Annotated in this window: 17 protein-coding genes; 11 read left to right on the top strand and 6 right to left on the bottom strand. The window is 73.6% G+C overall.

The annotated features are described in order from the left end of the window. Position 1 precedes the first annotated feature (1 nt). From QM792_RS16795 to QM792_RS16785, 3 genes are all read right to left on the bottom strand, one after another. The gene (locus QM792_RS16795) at positions 2–271 is read right to left on the bottom strand and encodes a cytochrome C oxidase subunit IV family protein (RefSeq protein WP_415151247.1); all 270 of its coding nucleotides are present in this window, start codon (positions 269–271) and stop codon (positions 2–4) included. Next, the gene (locus QM792_RS16790) at positions 268–852 is read right to left on the bottom strand and encodes a cytochrome c oxidase subunit 3 (protein ID WP_415151246.1); all 585 of its coding nucleotides are present in this window, start codon (positions 850–852) and stop codon (positions 268–270) included. The genes QM792_RS16795 and QM792_RS16790 overlap by 4 nt, the downstream gene beginning before the upstream one ends. Before the next feature lie 70 nt (positions 853–922). Next, positions 923–1,393: an HAD domain-containing protein gene (locus QM792_RS16785; RefSeq protein WP_415151245.1), complete on the bottom strand. Its 471-nt coding sequence runs from the start codon at positions 1,391–1,393 to the stop codon at positions 923–925. A gap of 72 nt (positions 1,394–1,465) precedes the next feature. Between QM792_RS16785 and QM792_RS16780 the strand changes: the two genes are divergently transcribed. Together QM792_RS16780 and QM792_RS16775 are read left to right on the top strand one after the other, a co-directional pair. Continuing rightward, the gene (locus tag QM792_RS16780) at positions 1,466–1,801 is read left to right on the top strand and encodes a hypothetical protein (protein ID WP_415151244.1); all 336 of its coding nucleotides are present in this window, start codon (positions 1,466–1,468) and stop codon (positions 1,799–1,801) included. Between the two features lie 39 nt (positions 1,802–1,840). Next, the gene (locus QM792_RS16775) at positions 1,841–2,305 is read left to right on the top strand and encodes an H-NS family nucleoid-associated regulatory protein (RefSeq protein WP_415151243.1); all 465 of its coding nucleotides are present in this window, start codon (positions 1,841–1,843) and stop codon (positions 2,303–2,305) included. Positions 2,306–2,312: 7 nt separating this feature from the next. On the opposite strand, the gene QM792_RS16770 is transcribed toward QM792_RS16775, so the two are convergent. Beyond that, positions 2,313–4,358 (bottom strand): ATP-dependent helicase, encoded by a 2,046-nt coding sequence (locus QM792_RS16770; RefSeq protein ID WP_415151242.1) that lies wholly within the window; start codon positions 4,356–4,358, stop codon positions 2,313–2,315. Positions 4,359–4,402: 44 nt separating this feature from the next. Between QM792_RS16770 and QM792_RS16765 the strand changes: the two genes are divergently transcribed. The 3 genes from QM792_RS16765 to QM792_RS16755 all read left to right on the top strand — a co-directional run bounded on the left by QM792_RS16765 (position 4,403) and on the right by QM792_RS16755 (position 6,542). Then, positions 4,403–4,747, top strand: a complete 345-nt coding sequence (locus QM792_RS16765; protein ID WP_415151241.1) for a translation initiation factor Sui1 — start codon at positions 4,403–4,405, stop codon at positions 4,745–4,747. A 117-nt stretch (positions 4,748–4,864) separates the two neighbouring features. Continuing rightward, positions 4,865–5,599, top strand: coding sequence for a hypothetical protein (locus QM792_RS16760; RefSeq protein WP_415151240.1), 735 nt, complete (start codon positions 4,865–4,867; stop codon positions 5,597–5,599). Between the two features lie 103 nt (positions 5,600–5,702). Beyond that, positions 5,703–6,542 carry a GNAT family N-acetyltransferase gene (locus QM792_RS16755; RefSeq protein ID WP_415151239.1) on the top strand — a complete coding sequence of 280 codons (840 nt, stop codon included), beginning with the start codon at positions 5,703–5,705 and terminating at the stop codon, positions 6,540–6,542. Here QM792_RS16755 and QM792_RS16750 read toward each other — a convergent pair. Beyond that, positions 6,515–7,411, bottom strand: a complete 897-nt coding sequence (locus tag QM792_RS16750) for a LysR family transcriptional regulator (protein ID WP_415151238.1) — start codon at positions 7,409–7,411, stop codon at positions 6,515–6,517. The genes QM792_RS16755 and QM792_RS16750 overlap by 28 nt on opposite strands. 88 nt (positions 7,412–7,499) lie before the next feature. Here QM792_RS16750 and QM792_RS16745 point away from each other — a divergent pair, with 88 nt between their 5' ends. The 4 genes from QM792_RS16745 to QM792_RS16730 all read left to right on the top strand — a co-directional run bounded on the left by QM792_RS16745 (position 7,500) and on the right by QM792_RS16730 (position 11,559). Next, positions 7,500–8,393, top strand: a complete 894-nt coding sequence (locus tag QM792_RS16745) for a DMT family transporter (RefSeq protein ID WP_415151237.1) — start codon at positions 7,500–7,502, stop codon at positions 8,391–8,393. 7 nt (positions 8,394–8,400) lie between these two features. Then, entirely contained in the window at positions 8,401–9,678 is a 1,278-nt protein-coding gene (locus QM792_RS16740; protein ID WP_415151236.1) for a M16 family metallopeptidase, read from the top strand. Positions 9,679–9,750: 72 nt separating this feature from the next. Continuing rightward, positions 9,751–10,437 carry a hypothetical protein gene (locus QM792_RS16735; RefSeq protein ID WP_415151235.1) on the top strand — a complete coding sequence of 229 codons (687 nt, stop codon included), beginning with the start codon at positions 9,751–9,753 and terminating at the stop codon, positions 10,435–10,437. Positions 10,438–10,452: 15 nt separating this feature from the next. Further along, positions 10,453–11,559 (top strand): RNA methyltransferase, encoded by a 1,107-nt coding sequence (locus QM792_RS16730; protein ID WP_415151234.1) that lies wholly within the window; start codon positions 10,453–10,455, stop codon positions 11,557–11,559. Here the strand turns inward: QM792_RS16730 and QM792_RS16725 are convergent. Continuing rightward, complete coding sequence (locus QM792_RS16725; protein ID WP_415151233.1) at positions 11,541–13,733, bottom strand: tetratricopeptide repeat protein; 2,193 nt, start codon at positions 13,731–13,733, stop codon at positions 11,541–11,543. The two genes, QM792_RS16730 and QM792_RS16725, sit on opposite strands and share 19 nt — an antisense overlap. A 214-nt stretch (positions 13,734–13,947) precedes the next feature. Between QM792_RS16725 and QM792_RS16720 the strand changes: the two genes are divergently transcribed. After that, positions 13,948–15,564: a clostripain-related cysteine peptidase gene (locus tag QM792_RS16720; RefSeq protein ID WP_415151232.1), complete on the top strand. Its 1,617-nt coding sequence runs from the start codon at positions 13,948–13,950 to the stop codon at positions 15,562–15,564. Positions 15,565–15,710: 146 nt separating this feature from the next. Next, on the top strand, positions 15,711–15,950 hold the full coding sequence (locus tag QM792_RS16715; protein ID WP_415151231.1) for a hypothetical protein: 240 nt from the start codon (positions 15,711–15,713) through the stop codon (positions 15,948–15,950). Positions 15,951–15,964 lie beyond the last annotated feature (14 nt).

Raw genomic sequence — 15,964 nt, 5'->3', positions numbered from 1 at the left:
CTCAGCGCATCGCCACGTGCAGCGCGACGATCACCGGCACCACCACCATCAGCCAGCCGAGCACGAAGCGGCGCCACACCGCCGGCGCGCCGCGCAGTTCCATGAACTCCAGCGCGATCGCCAGGCCCTTGGCGTAGGCCAGGCCGAACACGGTGAAGATGGCCCAGGCCGGCGCCGCGCCGCCGCGCGCCTCGCCGATCCACCACGAGAGCGCGGTGGCGGCGAGCATCGCCCACCACAGCAGGTCGGTCTTGCGGGTCGAAGGGGTCATCGCAGCACGTACACCAGGGGAAAGAGCACCACCCACAGCAGGTCGACCATGTGCCAGAACACCGCCGCCGTCTCGGGCACGTGGGTCGCGTGGCCGCCGCCGGCCCAGCCGCGCCGCGGCGCCAGCCAGGCCACGCCGGCTAGGAACAGCACCGCCGCGGCCACGTGCAGGAAGTGGAAGCCGGTGAGCAGGTAGTACAGCGTCCAGAAGGTGTCGCTGTCGAGGTCGTGGCCGGCCGCCATCTTGGCGCGGTACTCCAGGCTCTTGGCGACGAGGAAGGCCAGGCCCAGCGCGGCCGCGCCCCACAGCCAGCGCGTGCCGGCCTTCAGCGCGCCGCCGCGCAGCGCCAGCACGCTGCGCGCGGCGGCCCAGCTTCCCGTCAGCAGCAGCGCGGTGTTGGCCGCGCCCAGATGCAGGTCGAGCGTCGCCTGTCCGGCCTCGAACAATGCCGGTTCGCGCAGCCGCGCCACCGAGAAGACGATGAACATCAGCCCGAAGGTCAGCATCTCGATGCCGACGATGAACCAGATCGCGAGGTCGCCGCTGAGGCGAGGCTCGGGCAGCGCCGCGGAGGAAGTCATGGCCGCCATGCTCGGCACATGCCGCCGGCATGGAATTGACGCAAGGCAAATCCGCGGCCTCGGCCCCGCTTCAGCCCGCCGCCAGCCAGGCCTTGATCTGCCGCTGCACGCCCGGCTCCGACAAGCCGGTGCGCGGATCGCACAGCACCAGCTCGGGCGGCGGCGGGTCGCCGAAGGCCAGCGGCGAATCGTCGAGGATGATGTGGCTCGCGACCGTCGGGTGCCGCGCCAGCCAGGCCAGGATGCAGGCGTAGCGCTCGCCCTTGGGCGTGCAGCCGAGGTAGCGGTTGCCCAGGCTGCCGAGCAGGTCGCCGATTTCCTCGGGCGTGTGGCTGAAGCGCCAGTTGGAGTGCACCACCACGTAGACGTCGTCGTGCCCGGCCAGCAGGCCGGGCAGGATGTCGAACCAGCAGAAGGCGTCGAGCCGCACCTGGCCCAGCGCCGAGCCGCGGTGCACGGCGCGCGCCTCGTCGTCGGTGGCGCACGGATGCGTGACGCCGCCGAAGTCGAGGAAGACGACGCGCATGTCCTGATCGTCCATTCAGGCGAGACTAGGCGCTCGCGGCGGCGCCGTCCCTGTGCCAACACAAACCCGGGCCGAACCGGGCTTCGCATGAACGAGCATTCCCAGATCCTGTTGCCCGAGGCCTTTCTCGATCTCTACCGCGGCCGGCCCGGTTCGGCGCGGCTCGTGCTGCCGCTGGCCGAGGTGGCGGCGCGCCACGAGCTGTGCGAAGACCTGGCCCAGGCGCTGACCGAGCACGCCCGGGCGATGCTGGTGGGCGCGCACCTGGCCGAGGACGAGGTGCTGCGCCGCTGCCTGGCCGGCCTGCGCGCGCCCGAAGCCGGCGTGAGTGGCGCCGAGGCGATTTGGGTGGTGCGGCGCCTGGCCGAGTTGCTCGATTGGGAACAGCCGCAAGGACCCGAATTTCGGCCCGAAGTCGAATAGCGGCAGAATAGGGGTCTTCTCAATCACGGGAATCAGTGAATGACCACCTATCAGTCGGTACGTGCCCAAATCGCCAAACTCGAAAAACAAGCCGAGTCGCTGAAGCGGCAGGAATTGAAGAACGTGATTGCGCAGGTGCGCGAGATGGTCGCGCAATACGAGCTGACGGCGGCCGATCTCGGCCTGGGCGGCGGCCGCGGCGCGCGCGGCGCCAAGGCGCGCGGCGTGAAGAAGACGCGCCGTGCCAGCGCCGGCGTGGGCGTCGCGAAATACCGCGATCCGGCCACCGGCCAGACCTGGACGGGCCACGGCCGCCCGCCGGCGTGGATCGTCTCCGCGAAGAACCGCGACGCCTTCCTGATCGACGGCGCGGCGCCGGCGAAGAAGAAGCCGGCCGCGAAGAAGGCCGGGGCCAAAAAGGCCGTGGCGAAAAAGGCGGCCAAGAAGGGCCGCGCGCGCAAGACCCCGGCGGTGCAGATCGAATCGGGCGTCGCGGCGCAGTAGTTCCATTTCAGAAGGCGCGCCGCACGCGCGCCATCAAATCGATCGCCGGCAGCGGCGCGGGCGCCGTTTCGGCATCGCACGCCGCCGGCGCCATGCGCTCGAAATGGCGCTGCGCCAGTTCCTGCGGAATGAAGCGCGTCAGCGATCCATACAGGTGGCGGTCGCCGTACTTGGCCTGCTGCGTGAGGTGGAATTTCTGCGGCACCAGCAGCGTGAGCTGGTGTCTGGCGCGTGTCATCGCCACGTAGAGCAGGCGGCGCTCTTCCTCGATCTCGTCGGCCTGGCCGGTGGCCACGTCGGCCGGCATGCAGCCGTCCACCGCGTTGAGGATGTGCACAGAGGCCCATTCCTGGCCCTTGGCCGAATGCATGGTCGACAGGATCAGGTAGTCCTCGTCGCGGTGCGGCGCGTCGGGTTCGTCGCTGGTGGCCTCGGGCGGGTCGAGCGTCAGCTCGGCGAGGAAGCGCTCGCGGCTCGTGAAGCTGGCGGCGATGCGCTCGAGCTGCGCCAGGTCGCCGCGGCGGATCGCGGCGTCGTCGTGCAGGCGTTCGAGCTGCGGCTCGTACCAGCGCCGCGCCAGCACGATCGCCTCGGGCCAGGGCGCTTGCGCCAATGCGGCATGCGCCGCCAGCCAGTCGCGCCAGCCCGATGCGGCGGCGCTCGGGGGTTTGAAGCCGCGCAGCGCGGCCGGCGCATCCTCGGCCCCGGCCAGCGCATCGAGCAGCCGCCGCGCCGAAGCCGGCCCGAGCCCGGGGATCAGCGTCGCGACACGAAAGCCCGCCAGCCGGCCGCGCGGGTTCTGCACCCAGCGCAGCACCGACAGCAGGTCCTTGACGTGCGCCGCTTCGAGAAAACGCAGCCCGCCGTACTTCACGAAGGGGATGCCGCGGCGTGTCAGCTCCAGTTCGAGCGCGGCGGCGTGGTGGCCGGCGCGGAACAGCACCGCCTGCTGCCGCAGCCGCAGCCCGCCCTCGCGCTGCCGCAGCACGTCGTCGGCGACGAAGCGCGCCTGCGCCATCTCGTCGGCCACCGTCACCAGGCGCGGCTTGGTGCCGGCGCGCCCGCCGTGCAGTTCCTTCGTGAATCGCTCGGCGGCCAGCGCGATGACGGCGTTGGAGGCGTCCAGGATGGGCTGCGTCGAGCGGTAGTTGCGCGTCAGCGCCAGCACGCGCGCGGCCGGCGCGAACTGCGCCGGGAAGTCGAGGATGTTGCGCACGTCGGCGGCGCGGAACGAGTAGATCGCCTGCGCGTCGTCGCCGACCACGGTCAGCCCGCGGCCGTCGGGCTTGAGCGCGCGCAGGATCGCGGCCTGCAGGCGGTTGGTGTCCTGGTATTCGTCGACCAGCACGTGATCGAAGCGCGCGCCGACGGCCGCCGCCAGCGCCGGCTCCTCCATCATCTGCTGCCAGTACAGCAGCAGGTCGTCGTAGTCGAGCACCTGTTGGCGCTGCTTGGCCTCGACGTAGGCGGCGAACAGGCGCTTCAGTCCGGGCTCCTCGCCGCGCACCCAGGGGAAGGTCGAGGCCACCACCGCGTCGACGCCGCTGCGCGCGTTGACCACGCGCGAATAGATCGCCAGGCAGGTGCCCTTGAGCGGGAAGCGCCGCTCGCCGCCGCCGAGTTCCAGCTCCTGGCGCATCCAGCCCATCAGGTCTTCGGCGTCGCCGCGGTCGAGCAGCGTGAACTGCGGCGCCAGGCCGATGGCCGCGGCGTACTCGCGCAGCAGCCGCGCGCCGACGGCGTGGAAGGTGCCGGCCCAGGGCAGCACGGGCGCGCCCTGGCCGGCGCGCAGGCCGAGCGCGGCGTGCAGCAGCGCGCCGCAGCGGCGCTGCATCTCCTGCGCGGCGCGGCGCGAGAAGGTCAGCAGCAGCACGCGGTTCGGGTCGGCGCCGGACAGCACCAGGCGCGCCACGCGCGCGGCCAGCGTCATCGTCTTGCCGGTGCCGGCGCCGGCGATCACCAGCAGCGGCGCGTCGTGGTGCTCGACCGCGGCGCGCTGCGCGTCGTTGAGGGCGGCGAAGGGGGCGGCGGCGGCGAGGGTGGCGGTGCTCATGCTCAGGCGGGACTGTATACGCATCCAGTGGCAGAATCCGCTGCATGGCCCTCGTGTATTCCACCGACGGCGGGCGCATGTGCCCGCAATGCCGCCGGCCGCTGGCGGCCTGCCGCTGCGCCGACGCCGCCCGCCAAGCGGTGCGCGGCGACGGGCAGGTGCGCGTCAGCCGCGAGCGCGGCGGCCGCGGCGGCAAGACGGTGACGCTGGTGCGCGGCCTCGCGCTCGACGCCGACGCGCTGGCCGCGCTCGGCAAGCGGCTGCGCGCGGCCTGCGGCGCCGGCGGCGCGGCCAAGGACGGCGTGCTGGAGATCCAGGGCGACCACGTCGAGCGTGTGCTGGCGCTGCTGGCGCAGGAGGGCCACGCGGCCAAACGCAGCGGCGGCTGAAGCGCCGCCGAAACGGCGCCGAAATGGCGTCGTTTGCGCTCGCTTACGAATCCGCGTGAAGGATTTGGCAGATTCACCGCCTTCCGGGGCTATGCTTCGCGCCCCGAGGAGAATCGAGTGACCAGCGAAGAACACGCCTCCACCCTCTGGCGTATCAGTGCCTTCGACCGCCTGCACCAGCAGGCGCAGCAGGATCCCGACCGGCCGACCATCGTCTCCAGCACGCTGATGGCCGAGATCGCCGCGCTGGAGCGGCGCCAGGACGAGAACGACGCGCTCGAAGTGCTGGCCGCCTGCGTGCGCCTGCAGGAGCCGGCGCTGGTGTACCTGCGCTTCGCCGAACTGGTGTGGCCGGTGACGGTGTTCCCGGCGCAGATGCTCTACCACTCGCCGCGTCCGCTGAGCGAGGCGGTCGACGGCGCGCTGGCGCGCGTCAGCGTGATGGCGATCGAGCCGCCGGCCGTGCGCCTGCCCGGCCGGGCCCTGGGCGGCGCCGTGGCGTCCGACGACGGCTTCCACGCCCTGGCGCCGGTGCTGTGGCGCCTGGCGCTGCACGGCCCGCGCGGGCGGCTGCTCGGCGAGATCGGCGGCACCGCGGCCTACCGCGTGCTGCGCACCCCGCAGGCCGACGAACTGCCGCTGCCCGGCGCGCTGGGCGCGGCGGCGGAGCGGCTGCGCCGCGAGTCGGCTTCGCTGAAGCAGATCGCCGGCTGGCCGGGCATGAGCCTGGAGCGCGCCGCGCGGCTGCTCAACGCCTTGTACCTGGGCACCAACCTGATGGTGTCGCGCAGCGCCGCGGCGGCGCGCGCCGAGCCGCGCCGCGGCCTGCTGGGTTGGCTCAGCGGGCGCTGAGCGTTCACCCGGCGCGCGCGGCGCGTCATCGGCCGGTCACCGGGTTTTCACGCCCGCGTCACTGCGTCGCCCCAGCATCCGGGGCAACGACGGAGGACCGACGATGCGGGATCTGCCCCTGCCCACGCTGCCCCTTGCCGAGCTGATGCCGCCCGCCGCGGCGAACCGGAGGTTGCTTCATCCGGCGCCCACGCGCAGCGACGCGCCCCGCCTCGTGGTGGCTTGGGCGGCTGATGCGGCGGATGTCCGCGCCGCGCAGCGCCTGAGGCACGCCGTCTTCGCCCAGGAGATGGGCGCCCGGCTCAGCGTGCCGCCGGGCGCGCCGGCCGGCCACGACATCGACATGTTCGACGACTTCTGCGAGCACCTGATCGTGCGCGCCCCCGAAGGCCCCGACGGCGAGCCCGGCGAGGTGATCGGCACCTACCGCGTGCTGACGCCGGCGGCGGCGCGGCGCGTCGGCGCGCTGTACAGCGAGGGCGAGTTCGACCTGACGCGGCTGCGCCCCTACCGCGCCCGCATGGTGGAACTGGGCCGCTCCTGCGTGCATGCCGACTGGCGCTCGGGCGGCGTGATCCTGGCGCTGTGGGGCGCGCTGGCCGAGTTCATGGCGCGCAACGGCCTGGAGACCATGATCGGCTGCGCCAGCGTCGGCATGCGCGACGGCGGCCACGTCGCCGCCAGCCTGTGGGAGCAGTTGCGCCACATGCAGCTCGCGCCCATCGAATGCCGCGTGCGGCCGCGCCTGCCGCTGCCGGTGGACGAACTGCGCCGCGACCTGCCCGTCGAGCCGCCGCCGCTGATCAAGGGCTACCTGCGCTGCGGCGCGAAACTGCTCGGCGCGCCGGCCTGGGATCCGGACTTCGGCACCGCCGACCTGCCGCTGCTGCTGCGCATCGCCGACCTGCCGCCGCGCTACCGGCGCCACTTCGGCGCGGCCTGAACGCCGCCGGCGCCGGGCGGGCGCAGCAGCGTGCGCACGGCCTCGTCGTGCAGCGCGTCGACCGCCGCCGAGTGCGCCGAGGCCTTGCTGCGCAGCACCGCCACTTCCATCGTCGAGAGCGCCGGCAGGCCCTGCTTGTCGCCCAGGATCGTCAGGCCCGGCGGCACGCTGCAGCGCGTGAGCACCGCCACCGCGATGCCGCTTTCCACCGCGGCGATCTGGCCGGCCAGGCTGGAGCTGTTGTAGACCACGCGCCAGGCGCGCCGCTGCGCGCCGAGCGCCGCGAAGGCCTGCTTGCGCGCCAGGCTGCCCGGCTCGTAGACGGCCACCGGCAGCGGCTCGCGCCGCCAGGCCTCGTGCTGCGCTGCGCCGACCCAGACCAGCGGCTCCTCGAACAGCAGCGTGCCGCGCGTGGGCCGGTCGCGCGAGACCAGCGCGATGTCCAACTCGCCGCGCTGCACGCGCGGGATCAGCGCGGTCGACTGCTCGCAGTCGAGCACGATCTCCACGCCGGCGTGGCGCGACGCGAAGCCGCGCAGCAGCGGCGTCAGGTAGCGCGCCGCGTAGTCGTCGGGCACGCCCAGGCGCACGCGCCCGCTGAGCCGCGGGCCGTGCAGCGCGGCGAGCGCGTCGCCGTGCAGCTCGAGCAGGCGGCGCGCGTGGCCCAGCAGCTCGGCGCCGGCCGGCATCAGCTCGAGGTGGCGCGGCCCGCGCAGCAGCAGCGGCCGGCCGGCGGCTTCTTCCAGCTTGAGCAACTGCATGCTCACCGCCGACGCCGAGCGGTGCAGGCGCGGCGCCGCCGCCGCGAGCGAGCCGGCGTCGACCACGGCGACGAAGGCGCGCAGCCAGTCGAGTTGCAGGTCACGCATGCCCGCTCCTTCAATCGTTCGATTTTCGAATGATAGACAGGTGAAGATTCCGCTTTTCTGACGCTGAACCCGAGGCGACGATGGCGGCATGAGTGCTTCCCACCAACGCCAGGGCCTGTGGCTGATGAGCGCCGGCGGCGCGCTGCTCGGCACGCTGGGGCTGTTTCTCGAACGCTCGGGCGCGCAGCCGCTGACGGCGGTGTGGTTCCGCTGCGCCTTCGGCCTGCTGGCGCTGCTGGCCTGGGGCGCGGCGACGCGCCGCCTCGCCGAGCTGCGCCTGCGCGGACGCATGCTCGCCGCGGCGCTGGCCGCCGGCGCGCTGGTGGTGTTCAACTGGGCGAGCTTCTTCGCCGCGATCGAGCGCACCTCGATCGGCGTGGCGACCGTCGTCGTCCACGTGCAGCCGATCTGGGTGATGCTGCTCGGCGCGTGGTGGTGGCGCGAGCGCATCTCCGCGCGCCAGGCGCTGGCCGTGCCGCTCGCGCTCGCCGGGCTGGCGCTGGCCAGCGGCGTGCTCGACGAAGGGCCGGCCGCGATCGGCCAAGACTACCTCGTCGGCCTCGCGCTGTGCCTGGTCGGCTCGTTCACCTACGCGATCGTCACGCTGCTCGCCAAGGCGGCGCAGGGTGTCGGCTCGTATGCCTTCGCCGCCTGGCAGTGCGGCGTCGGCGCGCTCGCGCTGGCGTGGTGGCCGTGGCTGCACGGCTGGCCGGCGCCGGCCGCCTGGGGCTGGCTGGCCGGCCTGGGCGTGCTGCACACCGGCCTGGCCTACGTGCTGATGTACGCCGGCATGGCGCGCCTGCCCACCGCGCGGATCGCGGTGCTGCAGTTCGTCTACCCGGCGGTGGCGGTGGTCGTCGACCAGATCGTCTACGACCGCGCGCTGAGCCCCTTGCAGTGGGGCGGCGTCGCGCTGATGGGGCTGGCGCTGTGGGGCGCGAACCGCGGCGGCGCGGGGCGGCCGGCCGGGCTGGCAAGATAGCGGCCCCATGCTCGAAGCCACCGAGGAACCCGGCACCGCCGTCACCACGCTCGCCAACGGCGTGCGCATCGTCGTGCTCGCGCTGCCCGGCACCGGCAGCGCCAGCGTCAGCGTGTTCGTGCGCACCGGCAGCGCGCACGAGGGCGCCGGGCTGAACGGCATCAGCCACGTCGTCGAGCACATGGCCTTCAAGGGCACGCGCACGCGCGACTGCCAGCGCATCAACCTCGACGCCGAACGCCTGGGCGCGGAGGTCAACGCGCACACCGACAAGGACCACACCGCCTTCCACATGCGCGGCCTGGCCGCCGACGCGCCGGCGTTCGTGCGCCAGCTCGGCGACATCGTGCGCGAGAGCACCTTCCCCGAGGACGAACTGGAGCGCGAGCGCCGCGTGATCCTGCACGAGATCGCCGACGACGAGGACGACCCGCTGACCCTGGCCTTCCAGGCCTTCGACCGCGAGTGCTTCGGCGCGCACCCGGCGGCGCTGCCGGTGATCGGCCGGCGCGCCAACATCGAGCGCTTCACGCGCGACGACCTGCTCGGCTACGTGCGGCGCCAGTACAGCGGCGCCAACGTGGTGATCGGCGTGGCCGGCGAGGTCGACGCCGCGGCGGTGCTCGCGGCGGCCGACGAGGCCTTCGGCAGCCTGCCGCGCGGCGAGGCGAACACGCTGGCCGCGCCGCAGTGGGCGGGCGGCATCACGACCAAGCGCCTGACGGGCAGCAGCCAGACCCACGTGGTGATCGGCTGGCCGACCGCGTCGCTGATCGACGACGACCCGGCCGGCATCGTCGCCGCGGCGGTGCTCGGCGAGGGCATGAGCTCGCCGCTGCTCGACCGCATCCGCGAGCGCAAGGGCCTGGCCTACTACACGCACTGCTCGGCCGACGTGCTGGGCCTGTGGGGCCAGTTCGTCATCGAGGCCTCGGTGGCGCCCGAGCACCTCGACGAGTTCTGCGCCGAGGTGCGCACGCTGATGCGGGAGCTGGCCGGCAGTGTCGGCGCGGTGGACCTCGAACGTGCGCGCAACCAGCTCGCGGTGCGCGCGCTGCGCTCGGCCGAGCAGCCGTTCCGGCGCGTCGAGGAGGCCTGCCTCGACCTGCTGTTCCTCGACCGCGTGCGGCCGCGCGCGCAGAGCCTGGCGCGCCTGCGCGGCGTGCCGGCCGGGCGCGTCGCCGAGGCTTTCGGCACGATGCTGGCGCAGCCGGTGGCCGCCGCCGTCGCGGGCCGGCTGCCGCGCCATGCGCTGCAGCGCGTCGGCGAGCGGCTGCGCGCTTGAAACGCCCGATCCCCGCGCGCCTGCCACATCGTGTTGCACGGGCGGGCGCGAAGCACGCTAGGCTCGAAGGCTATGTGGGGAAACAACAAACCCGTGGTGCTCTCGTACGGCCGGCAGCGCTCGCGCTGGTCGCTGCCGCCCTGGCTGGTGCTGCTGATCGTCGGCGCGGCGGCCGGCGTGGCCGGCGTGATCTACGTGCAGGAGAAGCACCTGCCGCCGCGCCTGTCGGCGTCGGAATCGTCCGAGCTGCGCGGCGCCTACGACCAGGCCGACGCCGAGCGCCGCCAGTTGAAGGCCGAGCTCGACGCCACCGCCGCCAGGCTGCAGGCCGCGCAGGCCGACGGCAAGAAGCTCGGCGAGGACCTGGCCGCCGGCCGCAGCGGCAGCGAGAAGCTGCGCCAGGACCTGGACTTCGCCGTCGACGCGCTGCCGCCCGACCCGCGCGGCGGCGCCGTCGAGGTGCGCGCCGGGCGTTTGCAACGCAAGGGCGCCGGCCTCGCCTACGAAGTGGCGCTGACGCGCGGCGCGGGCGCCAGGCCGATCAACGCCGTGCTGCAGCTCGCCGTCAGCGGGCAGGGCGCCAGCGGCGCGGAGACGCGGGTGGTCGGCAAGCCGGTGCCGCTGTCCATTGGCGCCTACGAGATCGCACGCGGCACGCTGGCGCTGCCCGAGGGCTTTCGCGCCGGGCAGGCGACGATCAGCGTGCTGGACCGGCCCGACGGCCGCCAGCTCGGCATGCGCGTTCTCTACGTGAAGTGAAGTAGGCTGCGCACGATGCGCATCGCCCAGCTTCGCCACCGCCTGCGCGCCCTGGGCGCGAACCCGCAGCACGAGGAGCGCGTGCTGCGCCTGTGGGCCAACGCGCTGCCGCAGTCGCACGGCCGGCGCCGCATCGAGGACTGGCTGCCGCGCACGCTGCGCGAGGCGCTGCCGGCGCTGGAGGCCGAACTCGCCGCGCTGGCCACGCTGCGCTCGGCGCACGACGGCGAAGACGGCTCAGAGCGCCTGCTGGTGTCGCTGGCCGACGGCCAGGCGGTGGAGGCGGTGCTGCTGCCGCGCGAGGGCCTGTGCGTCTCGACGCAGGCCGGCTGCGCGGTCGGCTGCGTGTTCTGCATGACCGGGCGCGACGGCCTGATCCGCCAGTTGGCGAGCGCCGAGATCGTCGCGCAGGTGGCGCTGGCGCGGCGCCGCCGCGCGGTGCGCAAGGTGGTGTTCATGGGCATGGGCGAGCCGGCGCACAACCTCGACGCGGTGCTCGAGGCGATCGAGCTGCTCGGCACCGCCGGCGGCATCGCGCACAAGCAGCTCGTGTTCTCCACGGTGGGCGACGCGCGTGTCTTCGAGCGCCTGCCGCTGGGGCGCGTCAAGCCGGCGCTGGCCTTGTCGCTGCACACCACCAAGGCGGACCTGCGCGCGCAACTGCTGCCGCGCGCGCCGCGCTTGGAGCCGGCCGAGCTGGTCGCGGCCGGCGAGCGCTACGCGCGCGCCACCGGCTACCCGATCCAGTACCAGTGGACGCTGATCGACGGCGTCAACGACGGCGACGACGAGGTCGAGGCGCTGGTCGCGCTGCTGGCGGGGCGCTACGCGATCATGAACATGATTCCGTTCAACGCCGTCGACGGCCTGGACTTCCGCCGCCCGCCGGACGAACGCGCGCAGAGGATCATGCGCATGCTCAACCGCCGCGGCGTGCTGGCGCGGCTGCGCCAGTCGGCCGGGCAGGACGTGCAGGCCGGCTGCGGGCAGTTGCGCGCGCGCGAGCTGGGCAGAGATCCCGTTCGGGCCGAGCCTGTCGAAGCCCCGGTCGAGCTGCGGCGCGAGGCCCTTCGACGGGCTCAGGGCGAACGGAAGCCCGCGCATCAGGCCGGCAGCGTGTAGCGCGTCGCCGGGCCGCGGCCGGTCTGCACCAGCAGGCCGCGCTCGGCCAGCGTCACCAGGTGCTTGGAGGCGGTGGCCGGGCTCAGCTCGCACAGGTTCGCATAGCCGCTCTTGTTGAGCGAGCCGGCTTCGAGCAGCCGCGCCAGCACGGCCTGGCAGCGCTGCGCGCTGATCAGGTCGGCGCTGGCTTCGCGCCAGGCGGCGGCGAGCCTCTGCTCGCGCGTCAGCTCGCGCTCGAAGGTGCGGCGCAGCGTGTCGAGCTCCCCGGCGAAGCCGTCGCCCAGCGCATGGCGCTCGATCAGCGCCAGCGCGGCCTCGCGCTCCTTCATCGCGATGGCCAGGTAGGCGCGCGCGATCGCCAGGTGCGCGCGCACGTGCTCGGCTGGCGCGCCGGGCAGCGCCAGCAGCTCGCGCTGGTGCTGCACGTCGGCGATCTCGGCGTAGTGCGCTGCGGCCTCGGAGGGCAGCATGCGGTCGCGCGCGCGGTCCTCGGCCGGGCCGAGGATGTCGCGCTTCAGGCGCTTGGTGGCCTGCGCGTGCGTCGGGTCGCTCTCGTGCGGCCAGATCGCCGTCGCGGCGGCGGCGTGCGCGTCGCCGCGCCGCTCGTCGAGCGCATCGCCCGACTGCTTGAACTGCAGGTAGGCGACTTCGGCGAGGTTGTAGTGCGCCAGCCCGGCGACGCGGTGCAGGCGGTGGCGCATCGCGATGTCCAGCGCCTGCTGGTACTCGTCGCGCGCGCGGCCGTAGTCGGACTGCCAGAACCAGGCCACGCCCAGGTTCATGTGCGTGCTGGCGAGGATCTCGGGCTCGACCGTCATCGTCCCGGCCAGCGCCAGCACGCGCTGCGCGTAGTCGCGCGCGCGCATGAAGTCCTTCGCCTCGCCGTAGATCAGGCTCAGGTTGCCGCAGGTCTTCAGGATGGCCTGGCGGTCGTCGATGCGCTCGTACAGCAGCAGCGCGCGGTGCTTGTGTTCCAGCGCGCGCGGCAGGTCGCCGGCGCGGCGCAGGCATTCGCCCCAGGTCTGCTCCAGCATCGCCAGCGCCGCCGGCGACAACGTGTAGCGCCCCGCCACGGCCTGCGCGCGCTCCAGCAGCGCGTGGGCGCGCGGGTCGTTGCGCAGCGCGTACAGCCAGGCCAGGCGCACCAGCGTGGCGACGTACTCCTCGATCACCTCGACGGCCGCGCCGGCGTCCTCGCCCAGGCCGCAGCGGCGCAGGTGCTCGACGCTGTCCTGGTAGCAGGCGAAGGCGCGGTCCAGGTCGCGCGGCTCGTGGAACTTGCCGAGCGCGCCGTAGACGATGCCCAGCAGCAGCGTGTCGCCGGCCTCGGCCGCCAGGCGCAGCGCCTGTTCGTGATGCGCCTGCTCGCCGGCCGCGTCGCCGCGCATGCGCGCCAGCGCGGCGCGCGCCAGTTGCAGCTCGACGCGCTCGCGGGGGGAGGCCGCCGCGGCCTGCACCGCGTCGACGATCGCCTCGGTCTCGGCCTCGTTGGCCAGCTCGACGCTGTGGCGCTGCAGCGTGCGCGTCACGCCGGCGGTGTCGCCGGCCTGCGCCAGATGCCACAGCGCGGCCAGGCTGTCGCCGGCCACCTGCGCGGCGGCGCCGTGGCGGGTGTGCCAGGCGGCGCGGGACTCGGGGCCGGCCAGGGCGCAGCGCGCCGCGGCGTGCTCGCCGGCCAGCGCCCGCAGCGCCAGGCGCTGCTCGGCGCTGGCCGGCACGCCGCGCAGGCACTGCGCCAGCGCGCGCTTGCCCTTGTCGAGGTAGCGGTAGTAGGTGCTGGCGCCCACCGCCCACAGCCCGCACAACTGGCTGGCCGCGGCCTCGTCGGCATGGCCGCGATAGCGCTCGCGGAAGGCCGGCACCGCGACGAAGCCGAGCTGGCAGGCCAGCGCCAGCACCGGCCGCCAGCTCGTGCGGTCCAGCCAGGCGTCGCGGGCGATGGGCTCGGCCAGCGCGGCGCGGTCGGGACGCAACTGGCCGACCGCCCAGCGCAGCAGCAGTTCGACGGCCGCCGCCGGGTGGGCGGCGTCCAGCGTCTCGCCGGCCGCGCCGTGCAGCGGGCCCAGCCAGTGGCGCGCGAGCCAGCGCGCGATACGGCGGCGGCGGCGCAGCCACTCGTCCAGCGAGCCGGCGCGCAGCGCGGCGAGCAGGCTTTCGAGCACCGCTTCGGCCACCGGCTGCGGCGGCTGGCGCGGTGGGCTTGCGAAATTGTGAGCAGGTGTTTCCATGGCAATGAATAATCGTCTCACGATCGTCTGGCGGCCGGACATCCCACCGAAGGACGAATGCCTGTGAATGGGACGGTGAGGGGCGTAAGGTCCGCCCACCGTGCGCGCACGCGGGCATCGCCCCGGCGCCGCCGACAACCCGCGACCAGGAGCAACGACCATGACCCTGCCCAGACTCGTGCCGGACAAGCACGACACCGCCGCCCGCACCGACAGCGTGCTGTTCGCCGTCTACGCGCCCTTCGGCAGCGACGAGACGCTGTCCACCTACCCCGAGGGCAGCTCGCAGACGCTGGCGCAGCATCCGCTGATGCAGGGCCTGGTGAAGGTGGCGGCGCAGGGCATCCACGTGGCGGCGCTGATCGACCGCGTGGGCGACGACACCTGGCTGGTCGAGATCGAGGCCGGCAAGCCGGCCGAGGCCAAGGTCAGCTCGCGCTGGAAGCAGGACATGGCCGCGCCGGCCAACCTGGCGGGTTTCCTGCGCCACGCGCACCGCAGCCGGCCGAGCGCGGCCATCGTGCTGGCGCTGGAAGGCCACGGCGCCGGCTACCTGCCCGAGATCGACCGGCGCCAGCTCAGCCTGGCCAACCTGACGAACAAGGGCGCGTTCGAATGGCGCCTGAGCGCCAGCGCGGGCGGCGCGCCGGTGCTGCCGGCGGGTTCGCCGCTGCTGCCGGCCGGCTCACCCTTGCTGCCTGCGGGCTCGCCGCTGCTGCCGGCCGGATCGCCCCTGCTGCCCAGCAACCACATGCCGCTGTCCACCTGGGGCCTGGGCGCGGCGCTGCGCGCTGCGCTCGACGCCGGCGTTCCCAAGCTCTCGGTGATCCACTTCGACAACTGCTTCAACATGGCCGCCGAGGTGCTGCACACCGTGGCGCCCTATGCCGAGTACGCCACCGGCTACCCGAACTACAACTTCTTCACCGCCGGCGAGGGTTATCCGGGCGTGTTCGCGGCGCTGGCGCAGCAGGGCACGGCCACGGCCCGGGAGCTGGCGCACGCCTTCGCCAAGGGCAACCAGAAGATCCTCGAAGCCAAGGGCAACCACCCGACGATAGGCTGCGCGGTGCGCCTCGAGCGCATGAAGGACATCACCGAGCGCCTGGACGACCTCGCCGACGCGCTGCTGGCCGCGCTGCGCACGCCGCCGCCGCACTCGCAGGCGCGCCAGCTCGTGGTGCAGGCCATCGGCAAGGCGATCCTGGAGGCGCAGCAGTACGACACCGAAGCCGGCTACGTGCTGGAGGCGCCCGACCAGCTCACCGACCTGGCGAGCTTCGCCGCCGCGCTGCTGAACCAGGACTTCCGCCCGCACCCGGTGCACGCCGCCGCCAAGGCGCTGCGCGACGCGCTGCACGGCATCAAGGTCTACGGCAGCACCGATGCGCCCTGGGTCGCCGCCGGCAGCGGCATCGTGTGGGATTTCACCTCCGACTCGCTGGCGATGAACATCTTCCTGCCCGACCCGCTGCTGCGCGGGCAGTGGGACTGGCGCTCGCCCTTCTACCTGGACATCAACCCCGACCCCAACCAGCCGCGCGTGCAGCCGCACATCATCGACTTCGTCAAGGTGACCGACTGGGTCGACTTCATCATCGAGTACCACAAGGAAAGCCGCGAGTGGGTGCGCCTGCTGCCGGCGGCGATTCCCGAGTTCCCGGTCTTCAACGCCAGCTTCGACCCGAAAAAAGCGCCGCCGCGCGGCGGCACCGACAAGCCGCGGCCCCCCTGCCGCGGCCTGTACGGCGGCCCGGCCGGCAAGTCGGCGCCCTGATCGTCTGGGCATCGTCTCGGCGCGCGACGCGGATCACGCCGGATCGGCGTCGCAATGGGAAGGGCGCCGGACTGGAATGGAGCCAGGACGACAGCGGCAACGCGACGCTCGTCCGGCCTCTCGATCCAGATCCAGGAGAACTCACCATGATGAACACGCAACTGCTCCACGCCCTTCCCGCCGAACAGGCGCGCTGCCGCGAGCTGGCGCGCAGGTACGTGGCCATCGGCTCGGCCGGCGCCTTCGCCAGCGCGCTGATCGAGCACTCGCTGCGCCGCGCCGACCGCGCGGTGATCGACGGCGACGAGGCCGACATCCGCCGCGCGCTGGCCGAACTGCAGGGCTACGAAGGCACGCCGCGCGAGCCGCTGCGGCTGGCGGCCTGAAGCTTGCTGGCCTC

This window comes from Piscinibacter sp. (genome assembly GCF_047600445.1).
Taxonomy (GTDB): domain Bacteria; phylum Pseudomonadota; class Gammaproteobacteria; order Burkholderiales; family Burkholderiaceae_C; genus Piscinibacter.
Note: the sequence above shows the minus strand (reverse complement) of the source record. Positions and strands in the feature narration are given on the sequence as shown.

Excerpts from the sequence above, each read along its gene's own strand:
- QM792_RS16795 (WP_415151247.1), bottom strand. The coding sequence starts at position 271 with ATGACCCCTTCGACCCGCAAGACCGACCTGCTGTGGTGGGCGATGCTC.
- QM792_RS16790 (WP_415151246.1), bottom strand. The coding sequence starts at position 852 with ATGACTTCCTCCGCGGCGCTGCCCGAGCCTCGCCTCAGCGGCGACCTC.
- QM792_RS16785 (WP_415151245.1), bottom strand. The coding sequence starts at position 1,393 with ATGGACGATCAGGACATGCGCGTCGTCTTCCTCGACTTCGGCGGCGTC.
- QM792_RS16780 (WP_415151244.1), top strand. The coding sequence starts at position 1,466 with ATGAACGAGCATTCCCAGATCCTGTTGCCCGAGGCCTTTCTCGATCTC.
- QM792_RS16775 (WP_415151243.1), top strand. The coding sequence starts at position 1,841 with ATGACCACCTATCAGTCGGTACGTGCCCAAATCGCCAAACTCGAAAAA.
- QM792_RS16770 (WP_415151242.1), bottom strand. The coding sequence starts at position 4,358 with ATGAGCACCGCCACCCTCGCCGCCGCCGCCCCCTTCGCCGCCCTCAAC.
- QM792_RS16765 (WP_415151241.1), top strand. The coding sequence starts at position 4,403 with ATGGCCCTCGTGTATTCCACCGACGGCGGGCGCATGTGCCCGCAATGC.
- QM792_RS16755 (WP_415151239.1), top strand. The coding sequence starts at position 5,703 with ATGCGGGATCTGCCCCTGCCCACGCTGCCCCTTGCCGAGCTGATGCCG.
- QM792_RS16750 (WP_415151238.1), bottom strand. The coding sequence starts at position 7,411 with ATGCGTGACCTGCAACTCGACTGGCTGCGCGCCTTCGTCGCCGTGGTC.
- QM792_RS16745 (WP_415151237.1), top strand. The coding sequence starts at position 7,500 with ATGAGTGCTTCCCACCAACGCCAGGGCCTGTGGCTGATGAGCGCCGGC.
- QM792_RS16740 (WP_415151236.1), top strand. The coding sequence starts at position 8,401 with ATGCTCGAAGCCACCGAGGAACCCGGCACCGCCGTCACCACGCTCGCC.
- QM792_RS16735 (WP_415151235.1), top strand. The coding sequence starts at position 9,751 with ATGTGGGGAAACAACAAACCCGTGGTGCTCTCGTACGGCCGGCAGCGC.
- QM792_RS16730 (WP_415151234.1), top strand. The coding sequence starts at position 10,453 with ATGCGCATCGCCCAGCTTCGCCACCGCCTGCGCGCCCTGGGCGCGAAC.
- QM792_RS16720 (WP_415151232.1), top strand. The coding sequence starts at position 13,948 with ATGACCCTGCCCAGACTCGTGCCGGACAAGCACGACACCGCCGCCCGC.
- QM792_RS16715 (WP_415151231.1), top strand. The coding sequence starts at position 15,711 with ATGATGAACACGCAACTGCTCCACGCCCTTCCCGCCGAACAGGCGCGC.